This is a genomic window from Hymenobacter lutimineralis (assembly GCF_008271285.1).
In the GTDB taxonomy this organism is placed as follows: Bacteria; Bacteroidota; Bacteroidia; order Cytophagales; family Hymenobacteraceae; genus Hymenobacter; species Hymenobacter lutimineralis.
On the sequence record NZ_VTHL01000003.1, the window covers coordinates 208,702 to 230,940 of the forward strand.

General features: G+C 54.6%; 19 protein-coding genes. 16 read left to right on the forward strand and 3 right to left on the reverse strand.

The annotated features are described in order from the left end of the window. Positions 1 to 61 precede the first annotated feature (61 nt). The 9 genes from FY528_RS04890 to FY528_RS04925 all read left to right on the forward strand — a co-directional run bounded on the left by FY528_RS04890 (position 62) and on the right by FY528_RS04925 (position 7,266). The gene (locus tag FY528_RS04890; protein ID WP_149069872.1) at positions 62 to 1,123 is read left to right on the forward strand and encodes an IS110 family transposase; all 1,062 of its coding nucleotides are present in this window, start codon (positions 62 to 64) and stop codon (positions 1,121 to 1,123) included. A 366-nt stretch (positions 1,124 to 1,489) separates the two neighbouring features. Further along, positions 1,490 to 2,545, forward strand: coding sequence for an ArdC family protein (locus FY528_RS04895; RefSeq protein ID WP_149069873.1), 1,056 nt, complete (start codon positions 1,490 to 1,492; stop codon positions 2,543 to 2,545). Positions 2,546 to 2,642: 97 nt separating this feature from the next. Next, positions 2,643 to 2,933 (forward strand): hypothetical protein, encoded by a 291-nt coding sequence (locus FY528_RS04900; RefSeq protein WP_073112490.1) that lies wholly within the window; start codon positions 2,643 to 2,645, stop codon positions 2,931 to 2,933. A 34-nt stretch (positions 2,934 to 2,967) separates the two neighbouring features. Next, positions 2,968 to 3,303 carry a hypothetical protein gene (locus FY528_RS04905; protein WP_149069874.1) on the forward strand — a complete coding sequence of 112 codons (336 nt, stop codon included), beginning with the start codon at positions 2,968 to 2,970 and terminating at the stop codon, positions 3,301 to 3,303. A gap of 56 nt (positions 3,304 to 3,359) precedes the next feature. Beyond that, positions 3,360 to 3,758 (forward strand): hypothetical protein, encoded by a 399-nt coding sequence (locus tag FY528_RS04910; RefSeq protein ID WP_149069875.1) that lies wholly within the window; start codon positions 3,360 to 3,362, stop codon positions 3,756 to 3,758. Between the two features lie 223 nt (positions 3,759 to 3,981). Further along, entirely contained in the window at positions 3,982 to 4,635 is a 654-nt protein-coding gene (locus tag FY528_RS04915; protein WP_149069876.1) for a hypothetical protein, read from the forward strand. Between the two features lie 164 nt (positions 4,636 to 4,799). Further along, positions 4,800 to 4,973 (forward strand): hypothetical protein, encoded by a 174-nt coding sequence (locus tag FY528_RS21165; protein ID WP_187632011.1) that lies wholly within the window; start codon positions 4,800 to 4,802, stop codon positions 4,971 to 4,973. Positions 4,974 to 5,110: 137 nt separating this feature from the next. Continuing rightward, entirely contained in the window at positions 5,111 to 5,698 is a 588-nt protein-coding gene (locus FY528_RS04920; RefSeq protein WP_149069877.1) for a hypothetical protein, read from the forward strand. A gap of 323 nt (positions 5,699 to 6,021) precedes the next feature. Continuing rightward, complete coding sequence (locus FY528_RS04925; protein ID WP_149069878.1) at positions 6,022 to 7,266, forward strand: alpha/beta hydrolase-fold protein; 1,245 nt, start codon at positions 6,022 to 6,024, stop codon at positions 7,264 to 7,266. A 282-nt stretch (positions 7,267 to 7,548) separates the two neighbouring features. Here the strand turns inward: FY528_RS04925 and FY528_RS04930 are convergent, their stop codons facing one another. Beyond that, positions 7,549 to 8,532, reverse strand: a complete 984-nt coding sequence (locus FY528_RS04930; RefSeq protein WP_149069879.1) for a P63C domain-containing protein — start codon at positions 8,530 to 8,532, stop codon at positions 7,549 to 7,551. 21 nt (positions 8,533 to 8,553) lie between these two features. Beyond that, positions 8,554 to 9,477 carry an IS1595 family transposase gene (locus FY528_RS04935; protein WP_187632012.1) on the reverse strand — a complete coding sequence of 308 codons (924 nt, stop codon included), beginning with the start codon at positions 9,475 to 9,477 and terminating at the stop codon, positions 8,554 to 8,556. Positions 9,478 to 9,824: 347 nt separating this feature from the next. Here FY528_RS04935 and FY528_RS04940 point away from each other — a divergent pair, with 347 nt between their 5' ends. The 4 genes from FY528_RS04940 (at position 9,825) to FY528_RS21780 (ending at position 11,876) form a co-directional block, all read left to right on the forward strand. Next, positions 9,825 to 10,142: a hypothetical protein gene (locus FY528_RS04940; protein WP_149069881.1), complete on the forward strand. Its 318-nt coding sequence runs from the start codon at positions 9,825 to 9,827 to the stop codon at positions 10,140 to 10,142. 181 nt (positions 10,143 to 10,323) lie between these two features. After that, positions 10,324 to 10,548 (forward strand): hypothetical protein, encoded by a 225-nt coding sequence (locus FY528_RS04950; protein WP_187632023.1) that lies wholly within the window; start codon positions 10,324 to 10,326, stop codon positions 10,546 to 10,548. 247 nt (positions 10,549 to 10,795) lie between these two features. Continuing rightward, the gene (locus tag FY528_RS04955) at positions 10,796 to 11,668 is read left to right on the forward strand and encodes an IS110 family transposase (RefSeq protein WP_149069884.1); all 873 of its coding nucleotides are present in this window, start codon (positions 10,796 to 10,798) and stop codon (positions 11,666 to 11,668) included. Next, complete coding sequence (locus FY528_RS21780; RefSeq protein ID WP_373281602.1) at positions 11,559 to 11,876, forward strand: transposase; 318 nt, start codon at positions 11,559 to 11,561, stop codon at positions 11,874 to 11,876. The genes FY528_RS04955 and FY528_RS21780 overlap by 110 nt, the downstream gene beginning before the upstream one ends. 319 nt (positions 11,877 to 12,195) lie before the next feature. Here the strand turns inward: FY528_RS21780 and FY528_RS04960 are convergent, their stop codons facing one another. Next, a complete protein-coding gene (locus FY528_RS04960) occupies positions 12,196 to 14,724 on the reverse strand; it encodes an erythromycin esterase family protein (RefSeq protein ID WP_149069885.1) in 2,529 nt (842 codons plus the stop codon). A 793-nt stretch (positions 14,725 to 15,517) separates the two neighbouring features. Between FY528_RS04960 and FY528_RS04965 the strand changes: the two genes are divergently transcribed. The 3 genes from FY528_RS04965 (at position 15,518) to FY528_RS04975 (ending at position 22,224) form a co-directional block, all read left to right on the forward strand. Continuing rightward, positions 15,518 to 18,688 (forward strand): lantibiotic dehydratase, encoded by a 3,171-nt coding sequence (locus FY528_RS04965; protein WP_149069886.1) that lies wholly within the window; start codon positions 15,518 to 15,520, stop codon positions 18,686 to 18,688. Between the two features lie 84 nt (positions 18,689 to 18,772). Continuing rightward, entirely contained in the window at positions 18,773 to 20,008 is a 1,236-nt protein-coding gene (locus FY528_RS04970; RefSeq protein WP_149069887.1) for a lanthionine synthetase C family protein, read from the forward strand. Positions 20,009 to 20,028: 20 nt separating this feature from the next. After that, a complete protein-coding gene (locus FY528_RS04975) occupies positions 20,029 to 22,224 on the forward strand; it encodes a peptidase domain-containing ABC transporter (RefSeq protein WP_149069888.1) in 2,196 nt (731 codons plus the stop codon). The last annotated feature ends 15 nt before the right edge of the window (positions 22,225 to 22,239 follow it).

A 22,239-nucleotide genomic window follows, 5' to 3' on the forward strand; every position in this document is an offset into this window, starting at 1 on the left:
AAGGATAGTTGCGGTGAAAACCTTGCCGGCTGGTTGCTTTCCACCTTTTTACCCTGTGCCCATGCCCATCGTCGCTTCCCTCACCGCCCCCCTCAAGTATGTCGTAGGCATTGACATCGCCAAAGACACGTTCGTGGCCTGCTTCGGCCTCATCGAGCCCAGCCAGCAGTTGCGCTTCGGGAAAGAAGCCACCTTCGATAACACGTTGGCCGGTTTTGAGGCCCTGCTCGCGTGGGCGGCTCGGCAGCAGGCCACCGCTGCGGCGCTCTGGTTTGTGGTTGAAGCCACCGGCGTGTACTACGAGGCGCTGGCCTATTTTCTCGCCGACAACGAGCAGGCTCTGAGCGTGCTGTTGCCCAATAAAGTCAAGCACTTTGCCCAGAGCACCGAGTTCAAGAGCAAAACCGACCAGCTGGACGCCCGGCTGCTCTGCCGCCTGGGCCTGGAGCGGGCCCTGCCTGCCTGGCAGCCGCCCACGCCCGCCCTGCGCCAGTTGCGGGCCCTGGCCCGCGAGCGGCAGCGCCTGGCCGATCAGGGCGGGCGACTCAAAACCCGCTGCCACGCCTATCAGCACAGCTACCAGCCCGATGAACGCACCCTGCAGCGGCTGGCCGCGCAGCAACAACTCATTGCCCAGCAGTTGAAGGCCGTCGACCAGGACCTCTCGGCACTGCTCGACGCCGAGCCGGAGTTAGCCCGTAAACTGGCTCATCTGACCAGCGTGCCGGGCATCGGCCTGACCACGGCCATTGTGGTCGTGGCGGAAACCACGGGCTTCAGCTTGGTGGAAAACGAGCGCCAGCTCACTTCCTACGCCGGGCTGGATGTCGTGCAGCGCCAGAGCGGCCTCTCAGCCCAGGCCACACGCATCTCCCGACGAGGCAACGTGCGCCTGCGCACGGCCCTATACTTGCCGGCGGTCAGTAGTTTGCGTTACAATCCTCAGCAAAAAGCTTTTTACGCCCGCTTACGGGCCCGCCAGCCCAGTGGCAAGCCCGGCGTAATTGCCGTCATGCGCAAGCTCTTGTTGCTGTGCTATTCGCTCTGGAAAAACGACCGGCCCTACGACCCGCTATTTCACCCGGCCCAACTAGCGGAAAAAGAAGTAGCCCCAGCCACGTGATGGGCCGAGGCTACACAGGATGAACCCGAAGGCCCTCCTTCAAAGAAACCAAAGGTAATAATCCTGACCATTCATTGCTTTTCATCACAGTATCTCACGCAACGGGCCACGCCGGAAAACAAGTCTGCTGTCTTCACTCCCGCTGGTCGTTACGACTGCAGGCGCGCTTTTTCCCGCCCACCCGAATACCAGAACTAGTGCCCCAATGCGGCCCAAACGAAATCGGGAAACGATTGGGGCAGTGGGGAAAAAAGGCGGTTTAAATGTGTGTAAAAAGGGCTTTAATAAATGTATTTATCGCAACTACAAATGTATGATTTGCGTTTAATAAGTATATAGCAACACACACAACAGCAACCGTTTATCATGAAAAAGACCACGAAAGCCGCCGCCAAGAAAGCCACCAGCAAGGCCACCGCTGCCCGCCCCGATGTGTACCAGATTGTAACCGACCGCATCATTTCGGCCCTCGAAGGCGGCATCATTCCGTGGCGCAAGCCGTGGAACGCGGTTTACGGCTTGCCCCGCAACTACGTCACCGGCCGCGTTTATAGTGGTATCAACCTGTTTTTACTGCATTTCAGCGGTGCCCTGCCGTTTTTCATGACGTTCAAGCAGGCCCTCGAAATGGGCGGTAATGTCCGCAAGGGGGCCAAAGGCCATCAGGTGGTGTATTACAACGTTTCCACCCGCGAGAACAAGCAAACCGGCAAAGAGGAGAAAATGCCCTTTCTAAAGTATTACACCGTTTTTTCGGTGGAGGATATCGAAGGCATTACGTTTGATTTGCCCAAAGTAGAAAAGCGCAAATTCACTCCCAGCGAGGTAGCCGAAGGCATTGTGGAAGCGTGGGACGGTAAGCCCGCGATTCAGCACCTGCACCAGCGCGCCTACTACTCCCCTTCGTTGGACTTTGTGAATATGCCCAAGCCGGAGACGTTCACCACGTCGGAAGGCTACTATCAAACCCTTTTCCACGAACTGACCCACAGCACCGGCCACAAGGCCCGCCTTGACCGCGCCGACCTGACCGCCGGCGAAGGCAAGCAAAGCCTGAGCTATGCCCGCGAGGAGTTGACCGCCGAAATGGGCGCATCGTTCCTGAGTGCCGCCGCTGGCATTGCGACCGAGCAGACCGAGGAAAACGCCGTGGCCTATATCCAAAGCTGGTTGGAGCGGCTGAAAAATGATAACCAGCTAGTCATAAAAGCCGCCAGCAAGGCCCAGAAAGCCGCCGAGTTGATTCTGGGTCACACCACCGAGCCTGACGAGCCGCAGGTGCAGGAGCAGCCCGCCGAGCAGCGGCAGCAGCCGGTGCCCGGCGCGGTGATGGTGGCCGTCCCGAGCGGGGCAGCACCCGAGCTTGACACCATCGGCCGCGAGTACGCCGCCGCAGAGTTGAGCTGGCTAGCCGCCGCTTAGCGCTCAGGGCCGGGGTAGCAGCAAAGCTGCTGCTGCCCCCAAGCTCCTAGCCCTAGCCCTAATCCTAGCCTTAGCTCTAATCCTAGTCTCTTTCCTGATGAAAGCCAGCGAAGCCCCCACTATTCAGCACCCCAGCTGGAACCAGTACCGCAACCGAATAATAGCCGCCATCGCCGACGTGGAGGTAATGATGCAGCAGCTTGGCAAAGGCATTAACAGCGAGGTGCTGACCGAGGAGGTAGCCGAGCGCCTGATGATGGAAATAGACACGCCCGAGGCGTACGAGGCGCTGTTAAAGCTGGTTCGGGCGACCCGGGCAATAGCCCGTGAGGGCCTGCGCATGACCCGCGAGGAGCAGGGAGGCCAATACGCCTTGCTTCTCGTATGATTCCCTTCTCCTTTCCATCTTATGCTACCTACCCATGCCAGAATATAAGGATTTAGCCGTAGGCGAGGCCGTGTATTACCCCTTTGAGAAGGCGGTAGGGCTGATTTATGAAACCTATACGTTCGTTGACGGACCCGACCACCGGCCCGGCGTCTCGCTGCTGCTGAGCGACGGGCGCAACGTGGGCGGCTTCAATGCCGAGGAGGCTGACCAGTACCTGGTGCCGCTGGGTGATACGGGCCTGCGCTACGCGTTTGCTGACGTCGGCCAGCTGGCCGGCGACTACCGGCGCGGCGTGTTTGCCGAAGCCTTCCACAACGCCCACGTCCTGCACCTCGCGCGCACATTAGCCAGCGCCCCGCAGCGCTAGGCCGCCGGCCGGGCCTGACCAGCCCGGCCGCTTCTTCATGCCTAACCAGTACCCCGATGAGCCAATCCGATAAATTCGACCCCACTGCCCGGACCTACGCTGCGCAGCAGGCCTACTTAGCCATTGAGCAGCAACCCTACGATAAGGCCGAACAGCAGTTGCTGGAGCAAGTCCGCCGGTATGTTCAGACCCACAGCCACCAGAATGACTTGCGCGACCTGGCCGGCGCAATCCGGGAACTGATGGGCGACGCATACCAGGTAGGGTGTGGCAGTTGCCACATCTGGATTAAGCGTAGCCCGGAGCGGCTGGCCGTCGTCGCTGACCGGCTGACCACAGCCTACCGGGATTGGTTCGAGCCCAGGGTGCCCGGCGGTCCCCGCCGCAGCATCCGCACTGAGCAGGGCTTGCCCGTTGCCGGGGTTCTAATCACTACCAGCACTCCTACGCGATGACTAAGCGCGTGGCATGCATACTACACGAGTAGCCCCGCCGGCATCAAGCCACCGAGCGCAGCAGCCTCCCCGTTTGTTGCGCTCTTTTTTTGCCCATTCCAGCGGGGGCAGTGGAAAAAAGCAGATGTAAAATGCATTATTAAAAATGCATAAAGTGCATCTATTTTGGTATGATTTGCGTTTAATAAGTAAGTAAGAAACGCATCTAAACCCCCTTTTTTCTATGGAAATCACCCCCGTTCCCCAGCCCGCCGCGCACCCTGTCGTTCTGGTTGGCCCCCACCTTTTCAATCTGTCCAGTGTGCAGATGTTCTACGGCGGTGCCGGTGCCGACCTAACCGTGGCCGCATGGTGGAAGAAGCTCCCCGCTACCGTGTTTCTGCAGGTCACCCAGCGCGGCGCGGCCTTGTTAGCAACGACGGTCGGCGTAACCGCTCGCGGCCAGGTGGTGACGACGCCGGCTTACTACTTAGGCCCGTTCCGCATCGAGGGCACCGAACGCGTATTTTCTACCGTCCGGGAGCTAGGCGAGTACCTGTTGGCCCAGCGTACCGCAATGGTGCCCGCCGAGGGCACCGCCACGGTGCTGGGTGTGGATGGGAGCCTGACCGAGATACGCCCGACCAAAGGCAAAACCTTCAAATTCGACCAGCTACGGCCCCTTATCGGCGCTGATACGCTGGACATTCACTATTTCCAGTATGGCCCGCTTGCCGGCTACATTCTAGTAATCGACGACAACGGCAAATACAGCGGGGCCGCGCTCAATATATTGGCTACGGCCGCTTGGTTTGATACCTACCCGCCCGAGCAGTACAGCCCGATTGATGTAGTAGTCGGCACCGTTGTGCTGATGAAATCCGAGCAGTTGCGCTAGGTGCTTCCAGTAAGAAAGCCGCCCCTGACCGGGCGGCTTTTTCGTGCACATTTCATAAAAAAGCCGATAAAAACCGCATAAATAAATGTACAAAGTACCACTATTTAGGTATGATTTACGTTTAACGAGTATAGCAAAGCTGCTCACTCTTTAGCCCTCTTTCTATGCTGACCGCCCCTTCTTCCGCCCCCGTTGCCACGCTTTCCAATGCTGGCCTGATGCTGATGGTACAGTCAGCCCGCAGCAACCTACGGCGCGTGCTGAATCACCCGGCTTTCACCCCGGAGCGCCGCCAGAAGGCCGAGGACCTGATTAGCAAATCCACTGACGCGGCCTAGCTGATGGAGTGGAAGGCCCTGGCCATTGCCGAGAGCGAGAAATGGGAAGACGCTCAGCTTGAAAAAGAAGCCCGTGAGCTAGGCCCGGCCGCTCACCCCAACTATCTCTATTAGTCCCTACCCTAGCCCTTACTCCGATGAAAAAGACCAGCCCAGAAATGCCCGCCTCCAACCAGCCAGTATCTCATTTTCAGCACCGCGAGAACGGCCGCCTTATTGTAGTCCAGGGCGAGTTGTCCGATTTTTACGGCTTCTATGACATAGAAGAATTCACTGGCACTGACCGGCAGGATGCCGCGCAGCGCGCCGATGCCGGCAACTGGAAAGACCTCGCCGATTTTCTGTACCTGGAAGTGCCCGCCGAGGGGGCACCGCGGATTCTTGAACTCGTCGCTGGCACCGTAGACCAGGTGCAGGACGTGACCGCCCAGCACCCCGGCCCGTTTCGCATTCCGGGGCGGGTACCCTTCACGGCCACTGACCAGGCCGACGAGTACGCGACGCTGAGCGACCTGGCGGCTGAAATGAAGCCCCAGCCCGCGCAATACCGGGGGCGCATCGTGGCGCAGGGCGGGCTACTCAGGTGGTTTGCGTTTGAGGAAGAGATGGGCGGCAGCGGGGAATGCCCGTGGGAGCCGACAGAGTTGAACTTGGGCACCTACCCGCACGATTCATATGCCTACCATTCCGGCAAGCGGGCCACCCTGGAGCAGGCCTTCTTATAGCAGCGGGGGGATAAAATTACTTTAAGCCTTCCCCAGCCTTTCCGGTCATGCTGCTCCCAAAATCCTGTTCGCCTGGACCCAGGAAAGCACTTGGGTTTGAGTTTACGAAACTCATCTCGTTTTCGAGTTTCGTAAACTTTGAATCGTAGACGGGTTTCTTAAACTCTCCCGACAATGTCGTAGGCACCTAGCACCTGGTGCCGAGCTGATTTCTGCCGTTCATTCAAAGGAGCTATTAACTGACTGTCGGATTTTGCCGAGCGAATCATGCTTTTCCCTATATACGCTTGTACATTTAGGCGGCTACACCCAACCATTTTTCCATGAAGCTACTCTTTCTCTTGTGTTTATTGGTCGGTTCCTCGCTGGTGCAGGCCCAAACGGTTAAAAACAACGCCATCGTCATCGGCCGTGTTGATAGCGTCACGTCGGTGGTATTGAAGGAAAAGCGCACGCTCTGGGTGTACGTGCCCGCCAGTGCGACCGACCCCACCTACCTCAAGCAACGTTACCCTGTGGTGTACCTGCTCGACGGCGATGCCTGGTTTACGACCACGACGGGCGTGCTGCAAAAGCTGAGCGAATTCCCCAATTCGGTGTGCCCGGAGATGATTGTCGTGGGCATTCCTAATACCAACCGCACCCGCGACCTGACCCCTTCCACCTCCACCACCGACACGGATGTGCTGCCCGCGGCCGTGCTCAAAACCGCTGGCGGCGGCGAACACTTCACCGCCTTTTTGGAAAAGGAACTGATTCCTTACATTGATGCGCATTATCCCACCACGACCCACCGCACCCTTATCGGCCACTCGTTTGGCGGGCTGCTGGTGCTGAACACGCTGGTGCATCACCCCGACCTGTTTGAGAATTACGTTGCCATCGACCCCAGCCTGTTTTGGGACCAGGAAAAGTTACTCAAGCAGGCCCACGAGGCCCTGGAACAGCCCCGGTTTGCCGGTCGGGCGTTATTCGTGGCCTCGGCCAACAATACAGGACTGGATTCGGTGCGGGTGCTGCGAGATGTATCGGTAGGGGGAGCCCTGACCCGTTCCCAATGGAAGCTACGCGACGAGTTGGCCCGCAACCGCCGCAACGGGCTGCGCTCGGCCTATAAATACTACTCCACCGATACGCACAACACGGTGCCCCTGCTGGCCACCTACGACGCCCTGCACTTTCTGTTCTCGGCCTACGCGCTCTTGCCGGCCGCTACCAGCGACCTGTTCAATCCGGCCTCCAAGGCCGACCAAGCGGCCCTGTTGGAGGCGCACTACCGGCAGGTGTCGGCGCAGGCCGGCCATGTGGTGCTGCCGCCCGAATCCGCGGTCAATGCCCTCGCCTACTATCTGCTTTCGCAGCCTGGAAAAGCCGCGCGGTCCCTGGCCCTATTTCAGCTCAATGTGCGCAACTACCCCACCAGCTTCAACGTCCACGACAGCCTTGGCGACTACTACCAGTCCCAGGGCCAGCCGGCCCTGGCCATTGCTTCCTACTCGAAGGCATTGCAACTGAAAGAATTCCCTGAAACCCGGCAGAAGCTGACGAAGCTTCAGGCTAAAAAGTAGCGGCTAACAGAGAAGGCTCCGCTTCGGTGCGAGGGCGGCCATTCGGTCGGGCAATAGTGCCTAAATAGGAGTAACACACTGTTACCCCTGCTGCCATAACTGGGACATCCTAAATATACGAGGCTACGCGAGTTCAGCGAAACGGTAATTTTGGTAAGCAGTGACTTGCGGCTACGTCTGCAAAAGGCTGGGGAAGACTTAAAGTAATTTTAGGTAATGTCCCAGCTATAGGTAGTGAAGTTCAAAGAAAACGGCCTTGATGATCAAGGCCGTTTTCTTTGGCTATTCTTCTGTTACGTCCTCAGCTTCACCGTCCTCATAATCCTCATAACTCTCTAGGTTGAGCGTTAGCTGATCGTTGAGCTTGGGAAGCGAACGGTTTACCAGCCGCATAAAAGTGGTCCAATTAGGCGCAGCACGCATTAGCGCGACAAGTATCTCGATATGACGTTGCAAGGCAGGTAGGCCAATGTCATCCGAGAGGTATTGAAAGTTCTTGACCTTGCGCCGGCCGTTGATCTTAGGGTTCCGAACTTGTAGCTGCTCAAATAGGCCAGGTGCGATACGCTGGTAAACTATATCGTTGGTGTATCTGCCGACGACACCCGGGCGCTTCATGGTTTTCAGGTCTAGCGACCATCCTTTGAGCCGGAACATTTGGATGTAAAACTCATCATCAAATTGCTTGGCCCACTTCGCATAATCCTTCAACAAGTACTTGTCAAGGATGCGCTGTAGGGCCTCACGACTTCTGACTGTTTGGAATCCAGTGATTTCGTCAACCAAAGCAGTGATGCCTACCTTGGCAAGCGCATCATCAAGCTTTTCGGCGTTCGCCCCTATTGTATCGAATTGAGGAGGCAGCTTGCCACGCAGGTGCGCTTTAGCTACCGCTCTTACAATTTGCTGTAGAACTTCGGCTTTGTAGCCCAAGTACAAGGTGCCATTTACAGTGAAAGGAATAGGGGTTTTCAGCGCCACCCCTATATCACTGTTCTTCAAGGAGATAATGTTATTATTCTCCAGGAAACGGGCCAATCTTGCGCCACCCCCATACTCCTTGTATTTCTCGGTGGTGTCACCTCCCCGGGTTATGCCAAGTGCCTTAAAAAGACCACGTTGCACAATAACCCGCTCCTCGTTATCAAGGACGAAGCATTGGATTGGCATCCCCTCTATTATGAGGGGTTTATCTAGGGAGCCGTAAGCTGCCTTAGATACATTGTCCGATTTGCCGCCGTCTTTTGGCGTCAGGTTTTTGCTCATAATGAAGAGGGGTTAGGTTGATTAAAGGACTGCGGATGCTGGGCTGTATGGATTCAGGGCTTTGTAGAGTACTCGTAGAAACAGGTCTGCTGCTTTCTCCTTGCGGGCGTTGTAGCGAAAGCAGAACTCCGTTACATATTGGTTGAGGTACTTGGGAGTGACGTAGTGATATTGACCGATAACCCCACGCTTTAGCAGGCTCCAGAATCCTTCCATTGTATTGGTGTGGGTGTCGCCGTTGACATATTCACCAATAGAGTGGGTAACAATCGAATGGATGTAGTCCTCAGTCAAACTGTTATAGCCACGGTGCTCATCAGTCATAATCTTGGCACCCTTCGATACGTTCTTCTTAATGATAGCACTTAGCGTACCCTGGGTACAATCAGGGGCTACCTCCGCTTTAACCTTCCCTTCACGGTTCAGGGTGCCGACGACAATGGTTTTATCACCGCCATTACCACCTTGTCCACCACTGATCTTCTTGTCATTGTGGCGGTTTTTGTTCTTCCCTCCTACAAACGTTTCATCAATCTCAACCACACCCTGCATTAGATCGGGGGCATCTACAAATGCCCGTCGAATACGCATCATCAGCGACCATGCCGTGTCTTTGTTGACTTCTATGTCACGGGCAAGCTGCCGCGCCGAAAACCCTTTCTTGGCATTCAGGGTCAAGGCAATGGCTAGGAACCACTTTTGCAGGTCAAGGCGCGTCTTGTGAAAGATAGTGCCAACAGTGACAGAGAAAGAGGTGTTGCAGTTATTGCAATGGTAGCGGTGCTCCTTCGGCGCAGGCGTTTGGTTGGTGCTGTTACAGTAGGGGCATTGGGGTTTCCCGTTCCAGCGAATACGCTCCAGCTCGGCCAAGCAATCAGCTTGCGTGGGGAATTGCTTGTAAACCTGAATGATATTCATTGCCTTCTGCGTAATGTGGATACCCAAAGGTAAAACACATTACGCAGAAAATATAGAGAACTTCACTACCTATAGCTGGGACATTTCCTAATTTTATCCCCCCGCTGCTATAAGAAGGCCCAGATGGGAGTTGGGGAGTTGCTTATTTCTTCCCCACCGTTCTTATTTTGTTTTCCAAGGATGGTTTTGCGTTTACTTATCTGTACAATACCGGGCGGAAACTGCTCCCAGTTGCCGCCCGGGAGCACCGAGTGAGGTAATTTGTTGGGAAAACTGCGTCAGCGGGCCATATTTAGCCGTATTCCCCATGTCGGATTTACCAACCATCAAGCAAAGAGGTAACTTTCCGACTGGTATTACCCTCTGTCCTCCTTATGGCATCCACTTCCGCACCCGCGCCCATTCTATTCAAGGTCACTCTGGATAACACTGACCTGACTATTAAAGCCTCGACGCTGGCGGAATTGCTGGACGGAACCCGGATGCTGAAAAAGGACATTGTTGCCCTATGGAATATCAACCCGCGCACCTACGATAAGCGCCATGACCAGCCGGGCGGCATGACCCAAGACGAACTGCACAAGCTTGCCGCAGCCCTAAAAGTACCGTATCTGGACATCGCCAAGTTGGTGTACCAGGAGTGCGCGGCTGATCCCAGTGCCCGTAAAACGCCACTGAATAAGGCCGAGTAACAGAACAGGGCCAGCAACTTTCTTTCTGTAGGTCGTTGGCCCTGCCTGCGCTACAGCCGTATGTTGAATCTTGTGCTGTGATGAACATCGACGACCTGTTGATTCCCCGTCACCCCCTCCCACACCTGCATGAGCAGCAGGTGGCCAATGCCTGCAAACAGTTAGTGCAAAACGTGATTGTGTGCTGGAATTGCCTGTACCTCAATCAGTACTTGTTCAGGCGCCCGGAGCCGAGCGTCAGCAGGTCGCCGACGCCATTGCGGCTAGTTCGCCCGTGAGCTGGCAGCATGTCAACTTGCATGGCGAGTTTAACTTCTCCGATGACGCCCTCAAGGATTCACTCCGCTTCGATGTCGCGGCCCTATTGGCTTTCAACGGGGAGCACACCGCTACCCACCCCGATTAACTCGTATGATTGTGCTGCCTTTCCGCAAAGCGTAGCTGGAGCAGGAAGCAGGGGCACCACGTTTAACTAAACGCGCGGCTGCGGCCTCGACGTTGCACAAAAGAAAGCGTGCCCTGCTTCCGTTTTGCCTGAAGACTGCACAGTATGGAGGGAGCCCACGCCGCGCGCCGGTATCCCGTATTTGCACGAGACAAGTTGTGGCAAAAACCTGGCCGACTGATGGTTTTACCCACTTACCGCTCGCCCTATGCCCCTAGCAAAACAAGAGAGTACCCCGCTCAAATACGTCGTCGGCATTGACATTGCGAAGAATTCGTTTGTGGCCTGCCTGGGCCAGGTAGACAGCCGCCAGTGCCTGCACTTCGGCAAGGAAACCATTTTCGAGAACACCCTAACTGGCTTTACTGACCTGCTGCAATGGGTGGCCCGGCAGCAATCAGCGGCCGCTCCGCTGTGGTTTGTGGTCGAAGCCACCGGCGTCTACTACGAGGAACTGGCGTACTTTTTAGTCGATCAGCAGCAACTCCTCAGCGTGCTGTTGCCCAACAAGGTGAAGCATTTTGCCCGCAGCACTGAACTCAAAAGCAAGACCGACCAGCTGGACGCGCGCTTGCTCTGCCGGTTGGGTCTGGAGCGGGCGCTGCCGGCCTGGCAGCCGCCCACGCCGGCGCTGCGGCAGCTGCGGGCACTGGTCCGCGAGCGGCAGGTGCTGACCAAGCAAGGGGCGCAGCTCAAAGCCCGCGTACATGCTTACCAGCATAGCTACCAGCCCGATAGCCGGACGCTGGCACGCCTGGCGGCCCAGCAGCAACTTATCCTGCAGCAGCTGGCAGCGCTGGACCAGGACCTGATGGAACTGCTGGCAGCCGAGCCGGAGCTGGCGCGCAAGTTGGCCCAGTTGACCAGTATTCCAGGAATCGGTCTAACGACAGCCATCCTCGTTCTCGACCAGCGGCTTTGCCCTGGTCGAGAACGAGCGTCAACTCGCCTCCTATGCCGGCCTGGACGTGGTGCAGCGGCAAAGCGGCCTCTCGGCGCACGCCACCCGCATCTCGAAGCGCGGCAACACACGCCTACGCACGGCGCTTTATTTGCCCGCGCTCAGCAGCCTGCGCCATAACCCGCGGCAAATCGCCTTTTATGCCCGGTTACGTACGCGCCACCCCAGCGGCAAGCCCGGCGTCATTGCCGTTATGCGCAAACTGCTCGTGCTCTGCTACGCGCTCTGGAAAACGGACCGGGTGTATGATCCTGGCTACCCCACCGCCCACCTAGCCGGGCAAGAAATAGCCCCGGCCACCGAAATGGGCCGAGGCTACGCAGGATAAACGCACACGTCCTCCTTCAGAGGCTCGAAGATAAATAAAGACGGTTTAGCGCTTGCTTGCCATCACAGTATCTTTTGTACCAAACTTTTAACCAAGGCCAACAGTACTAAAAAAAGCGTTCCGGCTTATGGCCGGAACGCTTTAGAAGATTTGGGTAAGGACAAGCTGCTGGGAGGAGCTTTTTTCATAACCGGGCTTGTTTAACGACTAGTTAGCCGACTGCGGCTCCTAACCTTGTAGTCTGGGGCTCATAGCTGAGGGCCCATCCACGCAACCCAAAGACGAGAAGAACGGGGTCTTGTATCACGCGTCTACCTTTTCACTTAGTCTGTCCCCTCAGGCTGTCGGGCCGGAGATGGGTACGCCAAAAGGCCTCGTTGAAGGGCCTGCCTTTGAGCAACATGCTGGCAAGTGATGGCTGGGGTGCCAAGGGGACTACGTCACTGGTGCGGATGTTGGCAAACTGCAGGCTCAACACAGAGAGTTTTTCCATACGCCGGCCGGTGGCCAAGTCGGTATGCTTTTCTATCCAAGTCTGCGCGCTGTGGTCAAGAAAATACGGCCCACCGGGGTTCAGCTGCTGATACGTCACGGTTTGCCGGATCCGATAGTCTTGGTGCACGTGGTGCCAACGCTGAGCAGCTGAGCCACCCTGTGCATAATATTTGTGAGTCAGGCTGTTCAGCAATACAGTATCACGTTGCCATTCTACTTCACAACGTGTTACGGCATAATCAGCTCGGTTTACATAGAGCTTGCCGCTATACCCCTGATCAAAGTAGTCACCGGTCGTGCGGTAGCTGTTTTTTCTAGCGGCAAAGTCAATAACTAGCAGGTCCCGTCCCTGCTCCTGAATCACGCCACTCAGCGAATAGGTGTAACTCTTCAAGGTGCGAGCTTGAAAGAGGGGGTTTTTATCTACTAAGTCGTGAAAATTAGTAAAGTACCCGGAATGGGCAAAGTGATACTCTGTCCAAACGTTGCCTTTGCCTGGTTCCTTATTCCATTTTACTTCCTCCAGCCGCGAGGTCGCTTCTCCCACCGAGCGGTACCCCTGGGGGTCGTAAAAGGAGCTGAAGTAGTCTACATCATACAACAAAGAGTCGAAGTTGGTAGATGAAGCGCGGGCATAGACATTGGCATTATAGTCCTGCTGGGTATAGTTCTGAGGCAGCCGCTGCAGGACACGCGCCATAATGGTGCGCGCGTCCATGCTTTCGCCCTTAATTGTCACTTCGGCCAGCGAGTACGTATAGGGTGGCAGCAGCACGGTCAAGTAGGGCTGTGCAGGCACTGCCACGGCTTGCCGGCCAAATCCCAGGCTGGTTACCACCAGCGAGTCAGGTGTAGTAGGTTGGGGCAGCTCAAACTCGCCCTTAATATTGGTAATAAGGCCTATTTCTTGCTGCTTGAGGTATACGCTGGCAAAGGGCACGGCTGTCTGTGTTTTCTGGTCAAGCACCACACCACACAGCCGGCCCCCAGCAAGCCCTGTCCCGGCAGCCCGCATTCTCACACGACGGGCATCCATTGCCAGCGTGCCCCGGCCGGTTTTGGTAAATCGTACGGAGTCACCACGGGTAAGTGGCAGAGGCTGTCCGACAAGTACGGGCGGGCGCACGGTTCTCAGGAACAGCAGCCCGTCGAACACCTGAGTCCAGTTGCCAGCCACGGGCTGGTATTCAAACAGCGAGGCGGTCGTGCTTTCCAATGTTGGCTGTCGCATAGGCACAAACAGATATTCTGGGCCCAGGGCAGCCAGCTGCGCCTCCAGACCACCGGGTGCGGGCACCGGTACTTCCTGATGCGGACGATGCACGTTACCGTATTTGCCCCCGGCCGTAGCCGTGCCCAACAAGTACACTTGCCCCATCGGCAGGGAGGCCTTCACCAATCCGCCCATGGGTCGGAACGCCTGCAGCTCGGGGTTTTGCAGACTGGTTAACCGTCCAGCGAAATGGGGGGCAGCGCCCCAGCAGATGACTTTCTCGGTGGGGTGCTGGCGCAAGTACCAAAGCAAGTTGTCGGCCATCAGCCGGTCACGCAGGTTGCTGTCCTGCGCCTTAAATTCCTGCGGACCTTTCGCTCCGGTATCATTTTGGGCATAGTCCCGGGCCAACGCATTGAGGCTGGTCAGGGTTTGAAGCCAGAACTCAGCGCGGGCCCGTCGGCGCGGGTCGGCAGCGGCCACTTGGCGCACTTGCTTACTCACTTTGCCAATAGCCATATTAAATAGTGCATATTGGTGAGTGGGCGGAAACGTGTAGAAGTGCCCCATCGAGGCAACCACCTCTTCCAGATAGTCAAAGGGGACATCCTGTACCTGCTTGCTGGAACCCAAAAAGGCCTGTAGATCCTCAACTAATTCTTCCCCGTATTCTCCACTCAACTGGGGGTCGAAACCAGCTATTTTAAGCCGGCTTGTGCCAACAAGTGAGATGAGCGATTGGAATTCTCGGCTCTGGGTCCAAATCGGAAATACGCTCTTACTCAGACAGGCTGCCGGGTCCTGGCCAGCCTCAATAGCCTGCTGCGCCCGGGCCACTTCGTAGAAGCCACTTTCAAAGGCTATAGTGCCAAACCCCTGCTGCTGTAAGTAGCGTACAAGCCGCGTTTTAGCTTCGAACACATTGCCCTCGCCGTGGGTTGGCTCTCCTAGGAAAACTACCCGCGCGTCGCCAATTTCTTTCTTTAGGAATGCTAGATCCCGGAAATTGGTGTCCGCGGGACTAATGCTGCGCACGGGATGGTAGATCAGCGGAGACGATGCTATAGCGGGCGCTTGGGCATATGATACAATCCTAATTATTAATAAAGCAAGAATTAGAAAAAGGCGAGTACTAGTCATTAACAGGTAGGGGAAAGAGTTGAGGCTGTGGCACGGCTTTGCGGTGCGACAGGCCGTTAAAATGGTGCTATCCGACAGCTGGATGAAACTTGATTGGCAATATCAACTCGGACGTCAGTAAGGGCCGCTAGCGGTTGTAATTGTATAGCCCTGCGCTATGCTGCTCGCGGACCTGCGGCAATGTAACAAAAGATGTAGGGTGGAGCAACTCGTGACGAAACAAGCCGTTGCAGTGCTTGGTGAAGGCATACTAAGTCGGCAAACGGGATAAAATCAGGTATGGATAACCCGTTCGAATTCAACCAGCGTGGGTGGCGAGCGGCAAGGCTCCTTCATGGTAGCCTATTGCTAGACCAAGAACGAAAGAGCTCTCTGTCTGCAAAACAGGTACTTGGTAAACCAGGAAGTTATGCGCCCCTATTTTCCAGGCGTACCGCAGTTAGGCCAATCAGCTAAGTCTCTTCATGTGCTTTACGAGCTAGGAGCTACGCACCCTATCCTGCCGTTGTCTATGCTACTCTTTTGCATGCTAAGTAAAGGCAGCCGTACGATCCTCATTTGCTGGGCGGGCAAGTTCTAATAACTCCCAACAAAGCCGGAAGAGCCGACCTTTGTGTTCAGAGCTTCCTTCACGTGAAGGTCTCCTTGCTTAGCCAAGTCTGGTCTTGCCGCTTCAGTATGAAAGGAGCAATTCACTCCACAAATTGAGTCGTTAATTACTAGTTTTGCTAGGGTGTGTTATGTCTTGGGGCACTGCCATTTCTTACTTCTGAGCTTATTTTCTTTATTCACCATGCTTTCCCACTGCGGTTTCTTTTTTCTTCGATCTCCCGTTCTGCCATTTGAAGTAATCAATAATCTTTCCGTTAGCAGCGCCCTAAAGCTTTATCACGATCCCTTTGTAAAGGAAGCCCTTTTTGTCGCATCCCCTGCCCTTTATGAAGTGCTCGAACGCTGGCGGAAGGGAGAATTAACAGATACAAAAGAACTTGACAAACTGGAGGTTACGCTTGCCAAGTACCTGTTGCGCATGGGTTACCGCAGTACCCCCTTTGGCCTTTTCGCTGGGGTGTCGCGTGGGGAAGTCGCTACTACAACTAACATAGAATTCGTTACACGCGACGCATATCGCAAGCATGTGCGCCTCGATATGGACTACTTATGCGCGCTGGCTCTGAGCATCGCTCGCGACCCCAGCGTTCGGGCCCACTTGACCTACTTCCCCAACACGACCTTATACCAGACCGGTGATAGCCTCCGGCTGGTGGAATATCGGGTTTTTAACCGACATCGTTCGCATCACCTGATTAATTTGGATGCGAACGAGTACCTGCAAAAGGCATTGCATATCGCCAAAAATGGGGCTACCGTAGCGACGTTGGTCGAGCAGCTGGCGGATGAGGAAATATCACCAGCCGACGCCGTGGACTTTGTGCATGAATTGCTCGACAGCCAAATATTAATAAGCAAGCTAGAGCCCACAGTGACGGGCAAAGATTACCTGCTCAGCATTACTGACACCATTGCCTCAGCACCGGGTAGTGAGCAGCTAGTCCGCCAACTGCAAACCCTACGAGCTGCCCTGCTTACGCTCAGCACATTACCTTCAATCGAGGCTGTTCAGGGTTATAAAGACCTGGAGCAGCTACTCAAGCCTCTGGGCGTATCCTACGAACTAGGGCAGCTATTTCAGGTGGATCTGCGCAAGCCCACAATCGCCTGCTCACTAAACCAAGGCGTATTCGAGGAGTTGCAACGCGCGTTACGCTTTCTGCTGCGCATCAACCGGCCTAACCAGGAAAAAAACCTAACACGCTTTAGCGAGGCCTTTCAAACAAGGTATGAGGGGCAAGAAGTCGCCTTGCCCCTGGTGCTTGACGCAGAGATGGGCTTGGGTTACCCTTTCCAGCAGGGCAATAGCACAGATCACACCCCGCTTCTGGCCGAAGTGCTTCTGGAGAATTCTCCTTCTGAGAGTGCGACCTTCCGCTGGAATGCCTGGAGCAAGTTCGTGTTAGATGCCTACCTAGGGGTAATTAGTCGCCAGGAAGTCGTGTTGCGCCTGGATGCGTTGGACCTAAGTGGCTTTATGGAGCCAGAGGACCGGGCTGAAGTGCTGCCTTTTTCCCTCTACAGCATGATCAGCGTGTTGGCGTCTTCCCCACAAGCGGTGGACGACGGGGCGTATACGATCCTCTATCACGGCTTGGATGGTCCCTCGGCCGCAAACTACCTCGGTCGGTTTTGTTATCTGGATGAGCAACTCACCAGCGACGTCAAGGCGTGTCTAGCCCGCGAAGCCAGCAACTACCCGGAAGCGGTACTGGCGGAGGTCGCGCATATCAATCAATCGCGCGCAGGCAACGTTATTATCCGCCCCGTATTACGGGAGTACGAAATTCCTATCTTGGTTCAGTCAGGAGTGGATGAAAACCACACCTTGCCCTTACACGACTTGCTGCTTTCTTTTCGGAACGGGAGACTGGTCTTACAGTCGAAGAAGTTAGGCCGGGAGGTGATCCCCAGAATGAGTTCGGCCCACAATCACTTCTTCAATACCTTGCCCGCCTATCACTTCTTATGCGATCTGCAGTGGCAGGGAGCGCCGGTGCACGCCAAGTGGGACTGGGGTCCAGTCGGAAAAGCAGACTTTCTTCCCCGTGTGGAATACGGCAAGGTGATTTTGTCGAGAGCGCAATGGACCTTAACCGAAGGCGAGCTTAAACCGATCAAGAATGTGCAGCCGGAAACGGCTCTCGGCCTGCTGCAGGAGCTGCGGATAAAACATCGCATACCGCAGTGGGTATCTCTAAGGGAAAGTGATAATGAACTACCCCTGGATCTGAAGAACCCACTTAGTGTTCGCGTGTTCCAGGCACTGATTAAAACTAAGGACCGAATAACGGTGCAAGAATGCTTGCTCAACCAGCAGCAAACTTTTGTGCAGGGGCAGAACCAGTCATTCAATAATGAGATTGTCGTCCCGTTGCAGTCTACCAGTAACGTTCCTACTCAGCCTGTACGGGCTCCCAAATCAGCTTGGCAGAACACTCAACCCCGGAGTTTTGGGATGGGATCCGAATGGGCCTACTTCAAAATTTACTGTGGTGTAAAAACAGCAGACCATGTATTAACTGAGTATATGCAGCCCTTAGCCGAAGCCTTGAAGGCGGAGGGCATAATTGACAGGTGGTTTTTTATTCGCTACAACGACCCGGGCCATCACCTGCGCATCCGCTTTCACGGTCAGGGCACCTTCTACGCTCCCTTAATCAAGTGCATCCATCAGGTTCTGCAGCCTCTGGCCGCAACCATGCAAATAGAGAGCTACTGCGCCGAAACCTATAAGCCTGAAATCGAGCGCTACGGTGCTCTTACCATGGCAGCCAGTGAGACGTTGTTTTGGCGAGACAGCGAGGCCGTAACCAGCATTATCTCCCAGCTTGACCCTGGGGACTCAGGCGATGAACTTCGATGGCTCATTGCGATGCGCGGTACGGATGCCTTGCTGCAGGATTTCGGTCTTACTCTGGAAGACAAAAAAACGTTTTTTCACAGCCTACAGGACCATTTTAAGAAAGAGTTCAACGCCCACTCTGCCCTGACCAAAAAGTCGCTTGGGAATCGCTACCGTAAGGAACGCGCCCGAATCGAAGAGATTATGAGTGCGACTTTAAACCCAGAATCTGAATTGTTTCCCGTGTTGGAAGCACTAGCGATCCGCAGCCGCACGTGGCAGCCAGCGGTTGAAGTCATTGTAGCAGCGCATCGCTCCAAACAGCTGGAAGTACAGTACTTCGGCTTACTGGAATCTTATGTGCATATGTTTTTGAACCGGTTGTTTCGGTCCAAGCAACGCGTTCAGGAAATGGTCCTCTATGACTTTCTCTACCAATTCTATACCTCAGCTCTGGCCAAAGAGCGCCGGGCAGTCCCCGCAGCACTCAAGCTAGAGAAGCTTTAGCTAATCGCTTGGCCGCAGTGATTAGTCTAGGCAAGCTCACTCAATTCCAGGACCGGCCTGTTCCAGCGTGTCCTCATTCCTATTATGTCTTTCTCCTCTGCTACTGCACAGATTGATACCAATCTTGCATCAATCGCCACGTTCCTGGCCCGCAACCCGGAGCAGCACTTGCCAAACCTAATGCAGGGCAATGCTGGCATTGCCCTGTTTTACGCCTACCTGTATCTATATCAGCAGAACGAGGTACATCTGGAGCAGTGTATTTGCCACCTGGAAACAGGGCTGCAGGCCACCAACAATTCCGATCAAACGGCCTTTTTGGCAACGGGGTTTACAGGAGTAAGCTGGGTTATTGCCCACTTGATGAAGCAGGGCTTGCTAGACGAGGAGGTTGCTGACATTATCAATGATGTGCGGCCACTGGTCATTGCCTCTTTAAACAGCTTCTACCTACAACGCGACTACGACCTGTTTTACGGGTTTATGGGCACGAGTCTTTTTTTACTGGAGGACTCCCAGGAAAACCACCGCGACCTTCAGCAGGCCTTGTTGTCGCGTTTGGAGGCCTTTGCCCTGCCCATGCATCAAGGGGTCGCCTGGAATTCGGCCCAGAGCCAAAACACGGAAGACAAGCCAGAGATCAGATTCAACTTAGGGTTGGCTCATGGCTCTCCAGGTATTATTCTTTACTTATTGAGCTTGCACCAGCAAGGTGTTGAGCCCGAGCGGTGTCACAAATTGCTTGAGCAGGCCTTGATCTTTCTGCTTACGCAAGAGTTGGCGGAGGGGCCATCACTGTTTCCCACTATTATTGGCCTCGACGCCGTAGCACCGGGCTACAGCCGTCTTGCCTGGTGCTACGGCGATTTAGGTATTGCCTACATGCTGCTGCGCACAGGCGACTATTTTGACAACGACAATTGGCGCCAAAAAGGCCTCCACATTGCCCTCCGCGCGGCGGCACGCGACGTCAGCAGCGCTGGGGTAGATAGCTCCGACGACTCTAGGTACCTAGACACGGGGTTTTGCCACGGAACGGCGGGCATTGCGTTTCTTTTTCAGAGACTTTTTGAGTTGACCGGCAATGCTGCCCTCGGGCAGCGGGCGCAGGAATGGTTAGCGCTTACCCTTGAATACCTCCCTGTTCAGGTAGCAGCGCTGAATAATATCCTCTTGCATAAACCCTTTGAGCCAAGCGGCCCGGAGTTAGCACGGCACTACGGCTTACTGGAAGGCCTAGCTGGCACCGGACTAGTGTTAACAGCCTTTGCCAACCCCGCCAAAACAGAATGGTCCAGGCTCTTTCTGTTACATCCGTAAGCCTTTCGTTTCGCTAGTTTATGCGTCGCTTTCCTTTATACAAGCAACTAGATCTGATGGACTGCGGTCCAACCTGCTTGCGCATGATTGCCAAATACTACGGCCGTAGCTTGAGCATGGCTGCCTTGCGCAATACCAGTGGCATTAGTCGGGAGGGGGTTTCACTGTTGGGTATCAGCCAAGCTGCTGAGAAAGTCGGCTTCCATACTCTTGGCGCGAAGCTAAGTTTTGAGCAACTGGCTACTGAGGTGCCCTTGCCTTTGATTGCCCACTGGCAGCAGGAACACTTTATTATTGTTTATAAGGTTAAGCGCAACAAAGTCTATGTGGCTGATCCAGTAGGCGCACTGTTTACTTACAGTGCCGACGAGTTCTGCGCCAAATGGGGCACCCCAACCCAGAATCAGGGCGTCACGGGGATTGCCTTGCTGCTTGAGCCTACGCCGAGTTTCTACGAGGACAAAGACGATTCTGAAGCTCCTACCCAGTATGGGTTCGGGAACTTGTTTGTGCACTTAGCTCCCTACCGCAGGCTGATTATACAGCTAACCATTGGGTTGCTGGCGGGTAGCCTCATTCAGTTAATGCTGCCCTTCCTGACTCAGTCAATTGTAGATGTCGGCATCAATACTCAGAATCTACGGTTTGTGTACCTGATCCTATCGGCCCAGATAGCGCTCTTTATCGGCCGAACGACTATTGAGTTTATCCGCAGTTGGATTTTGCTCCATATCAGCATCCGACTCAATATATCCATATTGACGGATTTCTTTATTAAGCTCATGCGCCTGCCAATGTCCTTTTTTGACGTGAAGCTCTTTGGCGACATAATGCAGCGTATCAATGACCAGCGACGTATTGAAAGTTTCCTGACGAGTTCTTCGCTAGATATTCTGTTCTCCCTCTTTAATCTGCTCACCTTTGGCCTTGTTCTGCTGTACTTTAACACGAAGATTTTCCTTGTGTTTTTCCTTAGCAGTACTTTATACAGCATCTGGGTGCTGCTCTTCCTTAATCGGCGGCGCAAGCTGGACTTCAAGCGTTTCGAGGTCCAGTCCAAGGAGCAGAGTGCCATTGTGGAACTGGTCAATGGTATGCAGGAAATTAAACTAGCTAACGCAGAGCTTTCCAAACGATGGCGCTGGGAGTCGATCCGCATGCGCCTGTTTAAGCTTAACACGAAGGCCTTGGTGTTAAATCAGTATCAACAAACAGGGGCTCATTTTATTAACGAAGGCAAAAACATTATCATCACGTTTCTGGCGGCCCAGGCTGTAATTAACGGGGACATAACGCTTGGTGCGATGCTTTCTGTACAGTACATCATCGGACAGTTGAATAGTCCAATTGAGCAGCTCATTACCTTTTTTCATTCCTTTCAGGAAGCAAAAATCAGCTTAGAACGGCTTAGCGAGATCCACGAAATGGAGGACGAGCAAAGTATCGCCAGAGAAGGACTGTTGGTAGTGCCCAAACACGAAGACCTATCCATTCGCAATATGAGTTTCCGCTACGAGACGGCCGGTAGCCGCTTCGTGCTGGATGGTATTACCTTACATATTCCTAAGGGTAAGACGTGCGCTATTGTTGGTAGCAGCGGTAGCGGGAAATCAACCTTGCTTAAACTTTTACTAAAATTTTATGCCCCAAGCGAGGGAGAAATCAGATTAGGTCAAAGCAATCTGGCCGACGTGGATCACCATTACTGGCGTTCCAAATGCGGGGTCGTGAGTCAGGAAGGCTTCATCTTTTCCGATACCATTGCTAACAACATTGCCGTAGGTGCCGAGACCCTCGATATCCAACGGTTAGTACATGCCGTGCAGGTGGCCAATATCCGGGAGTTTATCGAAGGCTTACCCCTGGGCTATGCCACAAAGATTGGAGCGGAAGGCAACGGCATCAGCCAAGGGCAAAAACAACGAATTCTAATCGCACGCGCCGTTTACAAGGATCCGGAATACCTCTTTTTTGACGAAGCGACGAATGCGCTTGATGCGAATAATGAAATTGTGATTATCAACAATTTAGCGGAGTTTTTTCGTGGTCGGACGGTGGTGGTAGTGGCTCATCGCTTAAGCACAGTACGCAATGCCGATCAAATCATCGTCCTAGAGCAGGGTCGTGTGGTGGAGCAAGGATCCCACAACGAGCTTGTTACCAGGGAGGGCAAATACTTTGAATTGATCCGCAACCAGCTAGAATTGGGTGCTTAGCCTTCCCTTGCAGCA

Bases quoted from the DNA above. Each gene is read 5' to 3' on its own strand.
- FY528_RS04900 (WP_073112490.1), top strand. From the start codon at position 2,643: ATGAAAGCCAGCGAAGCCCCCACTATTCAGCACCCCAGCTGGAACCAG.
- FY528_RS04960 (WP_149069885.1), bottom strand. From the start codon at position 14,724: ATGACTAGTACTCGCCTTTTTCTAATTCTTGCTTTATTAATAATTAGG.
- FY528_RS04915 (WP_149069876.1), top strand. From the start codon at position 3,982: ATGGAAATCACCCCCGTTCCCCAGCCCGCCGCGCACCCTGTCGTTCTG.
- FY528_RS04920 (WP_149069877.1), top strand. From the start codon at position 5,111: ATGAAAAAGACCAGCCCAGAAATGCCCGCCTCCAACCAGCCAGTATCT.
- FY528_RS04955 (WP_149069884.1), top strand. From the start codon at position 10,796: ATGCCCCTAGCAAAACAAGAGAGTACCCCGCTCAAATACGTCGTCGGC.
- FY528_RS04940 (WP_149069881.1), top strand. From the start codon at position 9,825: ATGGCATCCACTTCCGCACCCGCGCCCATTCTATTCAAGGTCACTCTG.
- FY528_RS04890 (WP_149069872.1), top strand. From the start codon at position 62: ATGCCCATCGTCGCTTCCCTCACCGCCCCCCTCAAGTATGTCGTAGGC.
- FY528_RS21165 (WP_187632011.1), top strand. From the start codon at position 4,800: ATGCTGACCGCCCCTTCTTCCGCCCCCGTTGCCACGCTTTCCAATGCT.
- FY528_RS04975 (WP_149069888.1), top strand. From the start codon at position 20,029: ATGCGTCGCTTTCCTTTATACAAGCAACTAGATCTGATGGACTGCGGT.
- FY528_RS04905 (WP_149069874.1), top strand. From the start codon at position 2,968: ATGCCAGAATATAAGGATTTAGCCGTAGGCGAGGCCGTGTATTACCCC.
- FY528_RS04895 (WP_149069873.1), top strand. From the start codon at position 1,490: ATGAAAAAGACCACGAAAGCCGCCGCCAAGAAAGCCACCAGCAAGGCC.
- FY528_RS04970 (WP_149069887.1), top strand. From the start codon at position 18,773: ATGTCTTTCTCCTCTGCTACTGCACAGATTGATACCAATCTTGCATCA.
- FY528_RS04925 (WP_149069878.1), top strand. From the start codon at position 6,022: ATGAAGCTACTCTTTCTCTTGTGTTTATTGGTCGGTTCCTCGCTGGTG.
- FY528_RS04965 (WP_149069886.1), top strand. From the start codon at position 15,518: ATGCTTTCCCACTGCGGTTTCTTTTTTCTTCGATCTCCCGTTCTGCCA.
- FY528_RS04910 (WP_149069875.1), top strand. From the start codon at position 3,360: ATGAGCCAATCCGATAAATTCGACCCCACTGCCCGGACCTACGCTGCG.
- FY528_RS04930 (WP_149069879.1), bottom strand. From the start codon at position 8,532: ATGAGCAAAAACCTGACGCCAAAAGACGGCGGCAAATCGGACAATGTA.